General features: G+C 34.6%; 12 protein-coding genes. 4 read left to right on the top strand and 8 right to left on the bottom strand.

Annotation, left to right across the window (positions count from 1 at the left end):
- Positions 1 to 95: 95 nt before the first annotated feature.
- Positions 96 to 1184 carry a 6-bladed beta-propeller gene (locus tag AB1410_00520; protein MEW6455183.1) on the bottom strand — a complete coding sequence of 363 codons (1089 nt, stop codon included), beginning with the start codon at positions 1182 to 1184 and terminating at the stop codon, positions 96 to 98.
- 218 nt (positions 1185 to 1402) lie between these two features.
- A complete protein-coding gene (locus AB1410_00515) occupies positions 1403 to 1687 on the bottom strand; it encodes a hypothetical protein (GenBank protein MEW6455182.1) in 285 nt (94 codons plus the stop codon).
- Positions 1688 to 1981: 294 nt separating this feature from the next.
- On the opposite strand from AB1410_00515, the gene AB1410_00510 reads away from it, so the two are divergent.
- Both AB1410_00510 and AB1410_00505 read left to right on the top strand, forming a co-directional pair.
- Positions 1982 to 2467, top strand: a complete 486-nt coding sequence (locus AB1410_00510; GenBank protein ID MEW6455181.1) for a 6-bladed beta-propeller — start codon at positions 1982 to 1984, stop codon at positions 2465 to 2467.
- A gap of 185 nt (positions 2468 to 2652) precedes the next feature.
- Positions 2653 to 3174, top strand: coding sequence for a hypothetical protein (locus tag AB1410_00505; protein ID MEW6455180.1), 522 nt, complete (start codon positions 2653 to 2655; stop codon positions 3172 to 3174).
- Positions 3175 to 3273: 99 nt separating this feature from the next.
- On the opposite strand, the gene AB1410_00500 is transcribed toward AB1410_00505, so the two are convergent.
- Entirely contained in the window at positions 3274 to 5610 is a 2337-nt protein-coding gene (locus tag AB1410_00500) for a prolyl oligopeptidase family serine peptidase (GenBank protein MEW6455179.1), read from the bottom strand.
- A gap of 276 nt (positions 5611 to 5886) precedes the next feature.
- On the opposite strand from AB1410_00500, the gene chrA reads away from it, so the two are divergent.
- Positions 5887 to 7044, top strand: a complete 1158-nt coding sequence (gene chrA / locus AB1410_00495) for a chromate efflux transporter (GenBank protein ID MEW6455178.1) — start codon at positions 5887 to 5889, stop codon at positions 7042 to 7044.
- Positions 7045 to 7084: 40 nt separating this feature from the next.
- Here the strand turns inward: chrA and AB1410_00490 are convergent, their stop codons facing one another.
- The 3 genes from AB1410_00490 to AB1410_00480 are packed head-to-tail and all read right to left on the bottom strand — an operon-like array spanning position 7085 to position 9066.
- A complete protein-coding gene (locus tag AB1410_00490) occupies positions 7085 to 8566 on the bottom strand; it encodes an aldehyde dehydrogenase family protein (GenBank protein ID MEW6455177.1) in 1482 nt (493 codons plus the stop codon).
- Positions 8567 to 8585: 19 nt separating this feature from the next.
- A complete protein-coding gene (locus AB1410_00485; GenBank protein MEW6455176.1) occupies positions 8586 to 8894 on the bottom strand; it encodes a hypothetical protein in 309 nt (102 codons plus the stop codon).
- Positions 8887 to 9066: a hypothetical protein gene (locus tag AB1410_00480; protein ID MEW6455175.1), complete on the bottom strand. Its 180-nt coding sequence runs from the start codon at positions 9064 to 9066 to the stop codon at positions 8887 to 8889. The genes AB1410_00485 and AB1410_00480 overlap by 8 nt, the downstream gene beginning before the upstream one ends.
- Positions 9067 to 9364: 298 nt before the next feature.
- Between AB1410_00480 and AB1410_00475 the strand changes: the two genes are divergently transcribed.
- On the top strand, positions 9365 to 12124 hold the full coding sequence (locus tag AB1410_00475; GenBank protein ID MEW6455174.1) for a pitrilysin family protein: 2760 nt from the start codon (positions 9365 to 9367) through the stop codon (positions 12122 to 12124).
- Between the two features lie 349 nt (positions 12125 to 12473).
- Here the strand turns inward: AB1410_00475 and AB1410_00470 are convergent, their stop codons facing one another.
- Both AB1410_00470 and AB1410_00465 read right to left on the bottom strand, forming a co-directional pair.
- Positions 12474 to 13178, bottom strand: a complete 705-nt coding sequence (locus AB1410_00470; protein ID MEW6455173.1) for a hypothetical protein — start codon at positions 13176 to 13178, stop codon at positions 12474 to 12476.
- Between the two features lie 31 nt (positions 13179 to 13209).
- A complete protein-coding gene (locus AB1410_00465; GenBank protein MEW6455172.1) occupies positions 13210 to 14637 on the bottom strand; it encodes a DUF5916 domain-containing protein in 1428 nt (475 codons plus the stop codon).
- Between the last annotated feature and the right edge of the window lie 92 nt (positions 14638 to 14729).

The raw sequence follows: 14729 nt of genomic DNA, 5'->3' as shown, positions 1-14729 counted from the left end.
AAAAGAAAGTCATCCTTGACTCAATCCAGCCACTCTGAGGTATAATGAAAATTCAGCGTCACTTCGCTCCGACAGGTGGCCGGTTTCAATCAGAATCAGTGGCCAGATTCATCGGAATATGCAAATATACCTGTTTGAAATTTCTTCAAACTTTTCCTCGAAATGAATACTCCTTCAGGAGTAAAAATATCAAAAATTACCTCTCCTTCTTTCTCTCCTTTTTCATAGGTTTCAACAAATATCCTTCCTTCTTCATCTGAAAATATATTGTGATAGGGAGGAAGATGATCGGGAAAATATATTCTTCCTCTTATTTGATCAAAAATGGGACTCTTGAAGAGCTCTAAAAATTTTTTCTTGTATTCCTCTGTTGGAGAAACCCTTTTATATTCTTTTCTTATTTTCTTGAGTAATTTTCCATTCAAATCATAGAGTTCAATTTCATAGACATCTTTCTGGTTGTTTCCGATTATTATCTTGTTTTTTTGAGTTTTTGAGAAAACAGAAACTTCAACGCCTTTTATTTTTATGTTCTTTAGAGGGTTTGGTATTTCAACTTTTCCATTTAAGTCCTTAATTTTATGAAATTCTGAATCATAAAGAGAAAGTCCAATATACATATAATTTGCATTTGGGTCAAAGCTATGAATTGAAAATATATAGTTTCCATTTTCCAGTAAATAACTATCTGGAAGAATTCTCTCTGTCAGTGTTAGCTTTCTCTCTTTTAAAAGAGCTTCATCCTTTTTAAAAAAAGAAAATTTCATACTTAATGTATCCCAGGTAATTAACTCTCCAGAGGAATTAATATTTATTTTAGAAAGACTTCTAAACTCACCAGGGCCTTCGCCTTTCTTTCCTATAGACCTTAGATATTTTCCATTTCTATCGAAAACAAGAACCTTGTTAATTTTAGTCTCAGAAACATAAATATTCCCTTCATCATCAGCTTCAATTCCTCCAACGCTTGAGATAGCTTCATCCTCAAAAAATTCAGTGTCGATTGAAAACTCCTCTTGCAATGTCATTTTTGTCGAAACATTTTTTATCTTATAGGGCTCAAGATAATTCAGGATAACCTCAACTCCATCTTCAATTTTTTTATCAACTTTTTCTATGTTTTTATCCGCTCCATATACCAGAATCCCAAATAAAGCAGGAATTACAAAAAATATTTTTCTCATTTTACCCCCCAATTATTTTAATTAAATTCATTTTTATTTAAATTATATCCTTTCAAATATTTTAATATCAAATTTTAGAAAAAGCTTATGCTCAGAAAAAAACTTTTCAGTTTCAAGCTTGAAAATTTGATTTTTTAACCTTAACAATTTTTGACCTGTCTCCAATTTGCACTCCTCTTTGGAAAACAACTATAAACAAAACCAAAATTTGTTATCAATTATATAGATGATTCGTTTATTTCAAGAACTTTTATGAAAGGATAAGGATCCCCCCATCTGTAGAGAATTATGCGATTTTGCCATACTGCTCCTAATTCCATAAACTCACCCTCAGAAACCTCTCTTATCTTGATCAGGCGATTCTTTTTCAGACAATAAAGGAAGAGCTTTTTGGATTGTGGGTTTCTGAACGAATCAACGGTCTCATCCCTGTACTCCAATTTAGTTACTAATACGTAGATATTATTATTTATCAATATCGGTTGAGCAAAATTATAAAACATTATCCTCCATATATCCTGACTTTTAAGTATTTTACACTTCTTATAGCTTTCGCTTATAGGTATATTTTTTACTATTTTATGCAAAATGAGATGTCAAACAATTTTCATAATGCAGCCCAAGCACGCTTGACATCTGTTCTTTCCTTTGATGAAGAAGGCTTCCACAAAATAATTAAATACAGAATATGGGATTGATTATCTAAAAATCATCCTTTTGTCACAGATTTCTAAAATCATTAAAAAATTCATTTAATAGATTTATAATTTAAATTAAAATATAAACAGGATAGGAAAATGGTTAGGAAAATAATAACATTTGGACTTTTTGTTGTTTTAATTTTATTTTTTATGTCTTTTTCAAACTGTTCAAGGGAGAGATCAGAAAAATGGAAGGGAAAGATTGAGTATGAGGGAAAAATAAAAGTTATGAAAAACCCCTCTGAGCCTGTGTATGGTGAGTTAATACTTGAGCTAAAGGAGATTCTTTCAATTGGAAATCCAGATGAAGAGAATTACTCCTTTTCAGATGCCTGGAATTTTGATTTAGATGGAGCTGGAAATTTCTATGTACTTGATTCTGGAAACTTCAGGATTCAGGTTTATGATGAAAATGGAAAATATTTAAAAACCATCGGAAAAAAAGGGCAAGGACCTGGAGAATTCGAAAGACCTTTTGGAATGAAACTTGACAAAAAGGGAAATGTTTATGTGTATGACTCCCCTAAAAGAGGTCTTCTTGTTTTTGATAGAGAAGGAAAATATCAAAAAAAATCCCAATAAATTATTCTCTCCTGACATATTTTACAAGTTTACAAATAGACGAGCATGGATCAATCTTCTGTATTCTACATCGGACAACTGAAAAAGAAAGATATCAAACATTTGCAAAATTAAACAATGATGGAAAACTCGATAAAGAAATTAAAAAAATTCTTGATCCCATCACAACAATCAATACAGGAAAAATGATAATCCAATTCTCCCATTGGTTTGTTTTCAATCAATATTTTTATTTCTCAGAAATCTCAAATCAATTTATCCATGGAGAATCCTCTAAATATGAACTCTCATCTATTTCTCTTTCAGGAGAATTGGTTTTTAAATTTAGAAAGGAGGAGAAGGAAACTCCTGTTAGTTCAGAGGAAAAAGATAAAGTATGTGACGCCTTTAAGCCTTCTCTTACAAAAGAGGTGAGAGATAAAATTTACTTTCCACCCCATAGACCATTTTTTTCTTCAATTTTAGTTGATTCAGATGGAAGGATTTATGTATCAAGAATGAGATCACCTGTTGATGAATCAAAGGAATATGAATTTGATGTATTCAGTCAAGATGGATATTATATTTATAAAACAAAACTAAACTTTTTCCCGAGCATAATAAAAAATGGGTTTATTTATGCAAGAATAGAAGACGAAGAAACAGGCGACATATTTTTCAAGAAATTCCAGATAGCTAATTATAAATACATCAAGAAATCAATTTAGAAATCACTCCCGCTCAAGTTAAAATCAATTTATTAATTAAAGAAACTTTTTTACATCTGAATTATTTATATTATATCCAGAAAATAATAAATAATTTTTTTATTTTTTTAAATATCTCCCAAAAAGCTTGAAAATTCTTTTGTATTCGTCAGCCCAACTTGTGGGATTTTTGAATCCATGGTCTTCTACAGGATAGATTGCCACCTCCCAGTTCTCCTTTCTTAGTTCTATCAGTCTCTGGACAAGCCTTACTGTATCCTGAAAATGAACGTTTACATCAACCATTCCATGGCATATTAAAAGAGGATTTTTCAATCCTTCTGCAAAATATACAGGAGAACTTTTCTCGTAGGCTTCTTTGTCTTCCTGGGGAATGTTTAAGATGTTTGAAGTATATGAGTAACTATAATGAGCCCAGTCTGTTACAGGTCTTAAAGCAGCTCCAGCTGCAAAAACATCAGGCTTTGTAAACATAGCCATAAGTGTCAGAAATCCTCCATAACTTCCTCCATATATTCCAATTCTCTTAGGGTCGACTTTATGCTCTTTAACCAAATACTTTGCACCTGAGACCAAATCATCAAGGTCTTTGCCTCCCATATGGCGATAAATCGCAGTCCTCCAGTATCTTCCATAACCAGAACTCGCCCTGTAATCAATGTCTAAAACAATATATCCATGTTCCATAAGAAAATGATGGAACATGTATTCTCTGAAATAGCTGCTCCACCATTTGTGGACATTTTGCAAATACCCTGCTCCATGAACGAATAAAACTGCGGGATTTCCTTTTGCTGGTTTTTTTGGCTTGTACAACCTTGCATAAATTGTAACTCCATCATCACTTTTAAATGTTACAATCTCTGGTGCTATCCAGTTATACGAGCGAAACTCCTCTGTCGTTGATGTGGTTATCCTCTTTACTTTTGCACTGGGTTCATTTTTCTTTAGGTAAATCTCTGGTGGCTGATTACTGTATGAATAAAGAATCGCAATCATTGATTCATCTGGAGAAAGATAGCACATATTATTTCCAACCATTGAGGTAATCTTTGTCCTTTTTCCTCCCTCTATTGGCATGGAGTAGAAATGCCTCTCTCCAGGATGAACCTCATTAGAGGTAAAATACCACTTTGTTTTATCATTCGATATTTGAGGCGAATATATCTCAAATTTTCCCTGAGTCAGCTGGTTTAAATCTTTCCCATCCAGAGATAATGTGTAAAGGTGGGCATATCCATCTTTTTCAGAGATAAAATATACATGTTTATCATCTGGCATCCAACCGAAAGTATTTACTCCAGGGCCATCTATCCATGCATCGTCATGGAAATGATCAAGAACAGTAGTTTTTCCATCAGAAGGACTCAACAAAAGAATCCATCTATCCTTATGGTCATCAGAGAATGCGATCATAGCACAATTTTTGCCATCAGAAGACCAAGTATAATTTAGAATCGATACTTTTCTTTCTCCCTGCCCATGGTCAATCCAAACGACTTTTCCGTCATCTACATAATAAATTCCAGTTTTTGCTATTCCGAATACATCTCCAGCTTTTGACCTTGATTGAATATCCCTTGTGTATCCATCACGAGTTACATAATCTGGAACTATGGTTGGCTTTGAATCATCAGATCTTTCAAAAATTGTAAAAATTACATATTTCTCATCGGGTGAAAGCTTTAAATTTCGAACACTCTGATTTTTTTCAAGAAAAAATGGTTGCCTTTTATCTCTGAAAGCTGTTTCCATCCTCTGCCTCATAGCTCTACCAAACTGAGCTTCTCTTTCTTCCCTTTCTTTTTTAAATTGCTCGAACAACTTTTTCTGTTGTTCTATTAAAAATTTCTGTGTTTCTGTGAGTTTGGGTGGTGCCTCAGGTTTGGTAGTTTTAAAATCTGTAGCCTGAATTAATTCTCCTTTTTCTAAAGATAATACGTAAAGATTGTTATCTTTTGCAAATGTTATCTTTTTACCATCTGCTGTAAAATGAGCCTCCCATTCCATATCAGAGGTTCGTGTTATCTGGTATTTTTTGTTATCCGAGCTGTCAAAAATAAAAATATCCCCTCCTTCAACAAATAAAGCTAATTTTTTAGCTTTATCCCATTCAGCACTTGTAGGAGGAATATTTTTTATCTCTTCCTCAGCAAGTTTCTGGGGCTCAGCTCCATCTTTTGTAGTAAAATATGTTGCTGACTTTTCTTCTCCTGACTTTTTCCATTCAAAATAAATTCGCTCTCCATCGGATGACCATCTGATTCCAGATGGAGAAGTCCCAACAAGCTCCTCTTCTCTCATAATATTATCAATTGTCATCTGGAATTTCTTTGGCGATTTCTTCTCTGCCTGATATGAAGGAGAGAAAATCAAGATTAGCATAAAGAGAAGTAAAATCATCTTCCCAATTTTTTGATTTTTTCTTTTTCCCATAATTTCTCCTCCTAAATTTTGGAATTATAAAAATAAATTTATATGATTTTATTTATATTTAAAAGTATTAACTTCAGCGTTCAGCTTCATTTTGGTGTCAGGCTTGACTTTTTGATTTTATTTGACTTTACGTCAGATTGAATATAAATCTTTTCTATAATATGATTTTTGAAATGAATGACAAATATTCATTCGGATATGTTTTCTATAATAAAAACTATAATTTTCGGTATGGTGCTAAAGTGGGATTAGAGATGTATGTTCTTTTAAAAATTTATGATGGAAAAGTCAGTAAAAATTAGAAATTTATTTCTTTCTTTTTTAAAGCTTGGGCTCACTGCTTTTGGTGGCCCTGGAATGGCTTCGTATATTCGAGACATTTTTGTTCATCGAAAAAAATGGATCTCAGAAGAATTGTTCAATGATGGAATTGCCCTATGTCAATCAATACCCGGAGCTACTTCCATGCAAGTATCTGCCTACGTTGGTTTAAGGTTAAGGGGAGTATTTGGAGCTATAGCATCATTTGTTGGATTTGGGCTACCTGCTTTTCTGCTTATGGTATTTCTTACTTTCTTTTATACACACACCCGTAATATTCCTGTTGCAGCTTCTGTATTAAAAGGACTGCAGGTTATCGTTGTATCCATAATAGCAAATGCAACCATCTCTTTTGGAAAAAGTTCTATAAAGAACTGGAGATATATACTTATTGCAATTCTTGCGGCGATTTTTTTCCTTATAAAAATTAATCCAATCCTGGTGATAATTTTAATGTCAGGCGTTGGGATCCTCGTTTTTAAAAAAGAGGCTCCATCATCAACTGATCAAGCACCCTCAAAAAATGCAAATGGAATAAAGCGTTTATTAATTCTTTTTATGCCTGTGTTAATCGGCTTCGCTATTCTCAGACTTATAAATGAAAAATTATTCAGCCTCGCATTCCTGATGTTTAAGATTGACCTTTTTGCTTTTGGAGGAGGTTTTGTCTCGGTACCACTTATGTTTCATGAAGTTGTCCATTCTCGAAGATGGCTTGATAGTAGCACTTTCATGCATGGAATTGCACTTGGACAGATTACACCAGGGCCAATTGTAATCACAGCAACTTTTATAGGCTATTTGCTATTTGGCTTTCTTGGTGCTGTTGTTTCAACTCTATATGTGTTTTCACCATCTTTTATCATTCTGGTGAGCATTGTTCCTTATTTTGATCGATTGAAGTATTCATCCTATTTCCAGAAGGCAATCCAGGGAGCTCTTTCCTGCTTTATTGGCTTGCTCCTATCCACTACCATCCATTTTGCTTCAAATGTCCACTGGGATTTTCAATCAGTTCTCCTTGCTGGAGCTTCTTTTCTAGCTCTATTACTGAAATTTGACATTTTATGGGTAGTGATTGGAGGAATACTTCTATCAGGAATAATTTTTTAAAATTATATAATCTAAAAATTCTTTTACTTTTTTGAATTTCTTATTTCCCTTCCTCAATCTGAGCTTTCTGCAATTTAGAGCTATAATCAATAAAGACAGTTTTTATTTCGGTAAATTCATCTATCGCTGTAGAACCAGCTTCTCTTCCACCATTTCCGGAATCTTTTACCCCACCGAAAGGAAGTTGAACTTCAGCTCCAATCGTTGGAGCGTTAATATAGGTTATCCCTGCTTCTAATAACTCAATTGCCTTAAAAGCTAAGTTGATATTTTTAGTATAGATAGAGGAAGAAAGACCATATTCAACATCATTAGCCACAAAAATGGCTTCCTCAAAATCCCTGACTTTTATTAACGCTAAAACAGGACCAAATATCTCTTCTTTAGTAATTCTCATCCCATGTTTGGCTTCGAAAATTGTTGGCTCAATATAGAAACCTTTATCAAAAATGCCCCCTGTTAGTCTCTTTCCCCCAGTGAGAAGTCTAGCTCCTTCCTCCTGTCCAATTTTTATATACTCCATTATCTGCCTTCCCTGAGATTCATTTATGAGAGGGCCAATGTCAATCTCAGGGTCCAAAGGGTTTCCGATTTTTAATTTTTTCGTTCGGGTTATCAGTTTTTCCATAACTTGATCATACACTTTTCCTTGAATTATAAGCCTTGATGTTGCGGTACATCTTTGACCTGCTGTCCCAAAAGCTCCAAATAAAACTCCATCAACCGCTAAATCTATATCAGCGTCTTCCAATATAATCTGAGGATTTTTTCCTCCCAATTCCAATTCTACTCTGGCTAATCTTTTAGCGGCTTCGACATAAGTATGTCTTCCTACTTCAACTGAACCAGTTAAGGAAATAGCTTTAACATCCGGATGATGAACTATAGCTTCTCCTGCAACTGATCCTGAGCCAGTTATAAAATTAATCACACCCTCAGGAATACCTGATTCTATTAAAATTTCAATCAGCTTAGCTGCAATGAGAGGAGTGTCAGTTGCTGGCTTAAAAACAATTGCATTTCCTGCTACTAAAGCAGGCATTATTTTCCAACATGGAATGGCAAAAGGGAAATTCCAGGGCGTTATAAGTCCAACCACGCCTATTGGTTGCCGAACAGTCATAGCGAATTTATCTGGTAGTTCTGATTTGACTGTCTCACCCATTAATCTTCTACCTTCTCCAGCTACATATTTGGTCAAATCGATTCCTTCCTGAACATCTCCTTTACCCTCGGCAATTATTTTCCCCATTTCGGAAGTTAAAAGCGCCCCTAATTCATTCTTTCTTTCTTCCATAATATGAGCTGCTTTAAAAAGAATTTCTGCTCTCTTGGGAGCTGGGGTCTCTCTCCATTTAGGAAAAGCTTTTTTAGCTGCCTCGACCGCTTTATTTACATTTTCTTCAGTAGCCTTAGGAAAAGTGGCTAATACTTCTCCAGTAGCTGGATTTTTGGTCTCGAATATTTCTCCGTTAGATGAAAGAAGCCATTGCCCATCAATATAAAGCCCATATTCTTGCATTTTATAATACCTCCTTATTTTATTGAATCTCCAATTCCTTCATTTTCTCCTGAAGAGTGGCTACTTCATCCTCTACAGCAATAATTGGAAGAGACATTGCTCTAAAGGAACGAAACGGTCCTGAAATTTGATGCCAATCTCGCATATCCTCTCCTTTCATCACATTCCTTACTTCTACTACAACTCCCAATTCTTTTTCAACTGACTCCTTAAAATTTCTTATTTCTTCATCGGATTGTCCTATAGGACCACAACAGACAGATTCAGGTCCACAGGGAAATTGAAGAGGCATTGCAAATATTCTTACAATCTTGTTATTCTTATTCATTTTTATCGCCTCCTTTAACATTTCCGATAAAGCCTGCATCGTTTATAATTTTTATTATTTTGTCCTTTTTATTTTTGCTTTCAACCTGAATGATTGGAAACCCTTGTTGATTGTAATAATATGAGATAACTTTTACTCCACATTTTTTGAGAATACTTTTAATGAAATTCATCGCCAATGGACAGGGAAGAGGGATTTCTCTCTCTGTGAGCCTGGCCTCCTCTCCAACTAATATAAAAAATATCTTGTCAATGAAAAAATTTTTATAATTTTGAATAAAATTATGAAGTCCTAAGCAATGATGTAATTCTCAGTCTGAAATAGGGAGACACAATATTAAACAATAAATGGGATGTGCTCGTCATTAAATTTGAATTGGCGCACTTTTTATAATATATTTTATAAAATGAAGATAAGCCTGGGAAAAATAAAAAAATTAATAGATAAAAAACATCATTAAAGGAGGCTTTATGATATTAAAACGATTATCTTTGTTTTCCATTCTAATTTTCTTCCTGGTTTTATTCTCGATAGCCTCTGAGCCATTGGTAAAATTCGAAAAATTTGAATTGCAAAATGGACTTCGTGTTATTCTATCAGAAGACCACTCTAATCCAGTTATCGGATATGCAGTCTATTATAACGTAGGGTCAAGAAATGAAGTTAAAGGAAGAACAGGGTTTGCCCATCTCTTTGAGCATATGATGTTTCAGGGCTCTGAAAACATCCCAAGAAACATGCATCATATGTGGATTGGAAGAGCTGGAGGAAACGACAATGGCTCTACAAGTCAGGATAGAACCAACTATTTTGCAACCATGCCATCAAACCAGTTGGAAATAGCTCTCTGGACAGAATCAGACAGAATGAAAGCTTTAAACATCACAAAAGAAAATTTCGAAAATCAACGCGCGACAGTTAAAGAAGAAAAGAAACAGAGTTATGATAACCAACCCTATTCTGAAGGAAGAGCAAGACTTTATGAACTTGTTTTTGAATGCTTTCCATACAGCCACACTGTTATTGGCAGCATGGAAGACTTAGATGCAGCAGAATTAAAAGACGTCCAGGAATTCTTCAACACTTATTATGCTCCGAACAACGCAGTTCTTGCTATCGTAGGAGACATAAATCCCTCAGAGACAAAAAAATTAGTGGAAAAATATTTTGGTTCTATCCCTGCTCGAGTTTCACCTCCCTCAGTTGTAATCAATGAACCTGAAAGAACAAGAGAGAAAAAACTCACTCTTATCGACAAATATGCGAACCTTCCTGCGATATTTGCAGGCTATGGAATTCCGAAACGACTTCATCCTGATACTTATGCTTTAAGACTGCTATCCGACATTCTTCTTTCAGGAGAAAGCTCAAGACTCTATCAAAAATTGGTAAAAGAAAAAGAAGTGGCAATAAGTGTCTCAGGTAGTGCAAATCCAATGAGAGATGCTGGTATTTTTACCATTAACATCATGGTAAAACCTGATAAAAACCCGGATGAGGTATTTCAGATTGCCCTTGATGAGATTGAAAAAATAAAAAAAGTTCCTGTTCTTTCTGAGGAATTACAGAAAGCAAAAAATCGATTAAAATCGAGCATGATAAATATTCTTGAAAGAAATCTCTACAGGGCAATGTTTCTATGCGAATATGAACTCTATGACGGAGATGCAAATCTTATAAATACAGAGCTTGATAAATACATGGCAGTGACAGAAAAAGATGTAATGAATGTGGCAAATAAATACTTCGCAGTTAAAAACAGGTCGGTCGTCACAGTCCTTCCTTCATCCACAAAACTCCCTGATGAATCATTCAGAAAAAAAGTTCCTTTCAATGAAACTCCTCTAACTTATAAATTTCCTTCTTCAAAAGAAAAAACTCTTTCAAATGGTCTTTCTATTCAATCATTCGAAGACCATTCCCTACCTAAAATTACGATTCAATTCTATATGAAAGGTGGAGCTTACTTTGAACCTCATGATAAACCAGGTATCTCAACTCTTCTTGCAAATACAATTAAAGAGGGAACGAAAAATTTTCCAGGAAAGAAAATTCAGGAAAAGTTAGATTCATTGGGAGCATCAATCGATATATCATCATCACCAGACACAATCATAGTAACAGTAACAACTCTTAAAGAATACTTAACTGAAGTGCTTGACATTACCGCTGATTTAATTCTTAATCCAACTTTCCCTGAAGAGGAATTTCAGAAACAGATAAGAAATTTTAAAGCAAGAATAATTCAGCAAAGAGCTTCTCCCCTTTTCCTTGCTTCAGAAATGCTTTATAAACAGGTATTCGGAAATCATCCCTATTCAAAAATAACCACCCCTTCTGGAGCTCCTTATGTAAATATCTTCCAGATTCTTCCTACACAGGAATACCTTAACACGGCCACAAGACAGGATTTAATTGACTATTACAATAAATTTTTTATGCCCAACCAAACCTTTGCGATTGCAGTAGGAGATTTTAAATCCGAGGAAATTTTTAAAGAAATCGAAAAGAGATTCTCAGGATGGAAAAAGGGAGCTCCTATTGAAGAAATTAAATCAGAACTACCTTCAAAGCCTTCAAAAAGAGTTCTTTATTTAGTCGATAGACCTGGCTCTGTTCAATCATATATTCTCATAGGAAATCTTCTTTTTGAGCGAAAACACCCAGATTACATCTCCCTTCTCGTGGCAAATAAAATCCTCGGTGGTGGAAGGCATATCGGTGGAGGCGCTACAGGAAGACTATTCATGAATCTCAGGGAGGATAAAGGCTGGACTTATGGCTGCTACTCATGGATTATGCCTTTTCTAAATTCAGGAATTTTCGCAATCAACGCTGAAGTAAGAACAGAAGTTACAGCTTCTGCAGTAAAAGAAATACTGAAAGAAGTAGAAAGAATCAGAAAAGGAGATGCAACTAAAGAAGATTTGAAATATTCAAAATCTTTTCTCTCAGGTGTTCTGCCGCTTCTGATGGAAGGGTCAAGGGGAATTTCAGGTGCTGCAGCAGAACTTAAACTGAACGATCTTCCTTCTGATTATTGGAATACTTACCCTAATATAATAAATTCAGTAACGTACGATGAAATGAAAAAAGCTGCAGAAACTTACATCGCTCTTGATAACGCAGTTATCATTGTAGTTGGAGATGCTTCAAAGATTGAATCAGAACTAAAGTCTCTTTGTGATGAAATTGTAAAATTTGATACAAAAGGAAATAGAACAAAATAGTATTGCTAATACAAACGAAATTAATAATGTTACATTTACCGTCATTCCTGCAAAAGCAGGAATCCAGAAACATAATGATAAAACTGGATTCCCGCCTACGCGGGAATGACAATACTATTAGTTTATGTCATCTTATTTAATGCGTTTGTATTAATACAAACGCTTTAAATAACTTGGAGGGCAACCCTTCTCCGAAACTTGCCCTGAACTTGTTTCATGGGTTGATTGTGGGGTTGCTTAATGCAAGGCTAAAGCCTTGCCCTACATGTCAAACATTCCCTTATTATCATCACCATTTTGAGTATATAGCCATTATTTAATTCGTTTGTATTAGTGAAAGAGAATTAATTTAAACACGCCACCAGTAGGAGAATTTTAAGAAAATAGTACGATTAGTTCGGACATAACTTCCAAACTCATCCCTTTGGAAATTATCGTCATATCCCAAAAAGAAAACAGTTCCTGGCCGAAGGATGTAGCTTAAAAGAAAACTACCATATAATTTTTTATAATAATGATTATAATCAATTATGGTTCTCAAGGAGATAGTTTTAGATATTTGATAAGTTGTTATCTGTCTTAATACATTATAATCCCAGAGAAGCTTTCCTCCTCTTTTTTCCCAGAAAGTGTATTTGCTAAAACTCAATCCAGCTTGTAATTGAGTATTCGGTCTAAAATTCAACCATATCCATGGAGAAAAACTCCACCCTAAAAATGGACTCTCGGGATCATATTTAATCGAATCTCCGATGGAAAGTCCTGCATTAAAATCCAGCCAGCGGATGAAATTCGATTGACCATTAATCTGGAATCGATTTTTCTTAAAATTTATCCCTCCATACCTTTCCATGTTGTTTGAAAAATGAATAAAAATACGGTTGAAATTGGAGAATTCAACATTAACATTCATACCTGTCCATCGATCTGTCACTACATCTCCAGCATGATCATCCATCTTCCCTATGTTAAGAGATAAATTAATGGAATTAAAAAATTTCTTCTCTGGAAGCCAAGTGTATCTAATCCAAGTTCCGATTCTCCTGTAATCCACACGATTAACAAATCCTGAGGAAGCTTGGAAATCAGGGGTGAATACTCTGATACTCGATTCCTGAGCCCCAGTGTTTGGATGTGTAGAAGAATTCTGAGTAAAAAGCTGGAGCCCAACCAGTTTCTTCATCCTGATATTTTGTTTTTGCTCCCACAGCCTGAAAAGAAAAGTAGAAATTCTTCGAAAACTTAAATTTTCCATCAATTGAACCGACTCGATTGAAAGACCCATCTATTTCTTTATCTGTAAATGCAAATCCTACATAAGATTCTTTAAAGACATCTGTTTTCATTCTAAATATATTAAAGAGAGCATCTTCACTGAGGTTTTTACCGCCATTACTAATTTCCCACAAGCTTTCAGTTGGGTTTTGATCTAATGCAGATATATACCCAAGAGTAAATCGGCCAACTTTTCCTGTGAATTTTCCTCCCCATCGAGGGTCGATTATTCTTCTTGTATAAATAATATTAATTCCTTGAGGGTCCCACTGGGAGCCATACTGAAAAATCTCAGTTCCTTCAAGGAAAAAGGGTCTCTTTTCAGGATAATAAAGGGCAAACCTTTGGTTTATGTCAATCTGAGGAGCATCTGCCTCGATATGGCTGAAATCAGGGTTAAATGTGAAATCAAATGTTAAGTCTGAGCTTAAACCATATTTGAGATTCACTCCTGCTTCTGGGTCGATTCTTTCTCCTTCATTTTTCAAAGAGGTGAATATTGGCATAACTTCTAAATTTTTACCTCTTTCCACGTATCCTTCAATCATAATCTGGGCTTCCTGAGTAAGGACTCCTCCCATTCCCCTTTTAATTATTGGAAAAGTAATCAATTCACCCTTTCTCGGAATATTCCGAATTATAAAAATTCCCCAGACTTTCTTCTGAAGGTTTGGAAAACGAATGCTTTTAAAGGGAAGAGCAATTTCCACTACATATCCTTCCTCATTCAATTTTCCATCAGTATAAAAAACAGTATCCCATGTTTGCGAGTCGCTTTCGTTTCCACCTTCTTCAGTTCTGATACCATCTCCTTGAATTCCTATTGGATTAACAAAAAATTCAAAAGCACGTCTTTTTTCATTGAAAGTATCAAGAAATATCAAAATCCAATCATCATTGAAAGCACTATCGCGATTAGTTAAAGATGCACGAATTTTTTTAGGCTCTGAATCAAAACATTTAACTGCACAATAAAAATTTTTCTCATCATAACCCAGATATGCGATGGTTTTTTCAGAAGGAATTGCTCCCTCTTTTGGCTGAAACTGAACAAAATTCTCAATCTTAAGAGCTTCTTTTTCCCATAAAGGGTTATCCAGAACCCCATCTATCTTTGGAGCCCTGGAAAACTTTGGAATTTTAAGTACTTTTTCATCAGATAACATGAATCCTGTAAAAATAATTAACATCGATATCATCGATATTATTAGGATATATGGTGACTTATTTCTTTTCATTATTCTAAAACTCCTTTTCGAATCCATTGTCTTTCATGTATAAATAACGAAATCTTTATAAAAAAAGTTTCATTGCCCTCCAAAACAAAGTA

The sequence above is a fragment of the Acidobacteriota bacterium genome (assembly GCA_040756905.1).
Taxonomy (GTDB): domain Bacteria; phylum Acidobacteriota; class Aminicenantia; order JBFLYD01; family JBFLYD01; genus JBFLYD01.
Note: the sequence above shows the minus strand (reverse complement) of the source record. Positions and strands in the feature narration are given on the sequence as shown.

Coding starts and splice junctions, on each gene's coding strand:
- AB1410_00465 (MEW6455172.1), bottom strand. CDS start 14,637: ATGAAAAGAAATAAGTCACCATATATCCTAATAATATCGATGATATCG.
- AB1410_00510 (MEW6455181.1), top strand. CDS start 1,982: ATGGTTAGGAAAATAATAACATTTGGACTTTTTGTTGTTTTAATTTTA.
- AB1410_00520 (MEW6455183.1), bottom strand. CDS start 1,184: ATGAGAAAAATATTTTTTGTAATTCCTGCTTTATTTGGGATTCTGGTA.
- AB1410_00500 (MEW6455179.1), bottom strand. CDS start 5,610: ATGGGAAAAAGAAAAAATCAAAAAATTGGGAAGATGATTTTACTTCTC.
- AB1410_00515 (MEW6455182.1), bottom strand. CDS start 1,687: ATGTTTTATAATTTTGCTCAACCGATATTGATAAATAATAATATCTAC.
- AB1410_00480 (MEW6455175.1), bottom strand. CDS start 9,066: ATGAATTTCATTAAAAGTATTCTCAAAAAATGTGGAGTAAAAGTTATC.
- chrA (MEW6455178.1), top strand. CDS start 5,887: ATGATGGAAAAGTCAGTAAAAATTAGAAATTTATTTCTTTCTTTTTTA.
- AB1410_00505 (MEW6455180.1), top strand. CDS start 2,653: ATGATAATCCAATTCTCCCATTGGTTTGTTTTCAATCAATATTTTTAT.
- AB1410_00485 (MEW6455176.1), bottom strand. CDS start 8,894: ATGAATAAGAATAACAAGATTGTAAGAATATTTGCAATGCCTCTTCAA.
- AB1410_00490 (MEW6455177.1), bottom strand. CDS start 8,566: ATGCAAGAATATGGGCTTTATATTGATGGGCAATGGCTTCTTTCATCT.
- AB1410_00475 (MEW6455174.1), top strand. CDS start 9,365: ATGATATTAAAACGATTATCTTTGTTTTCCATTCTAATTTTCTTCCTG.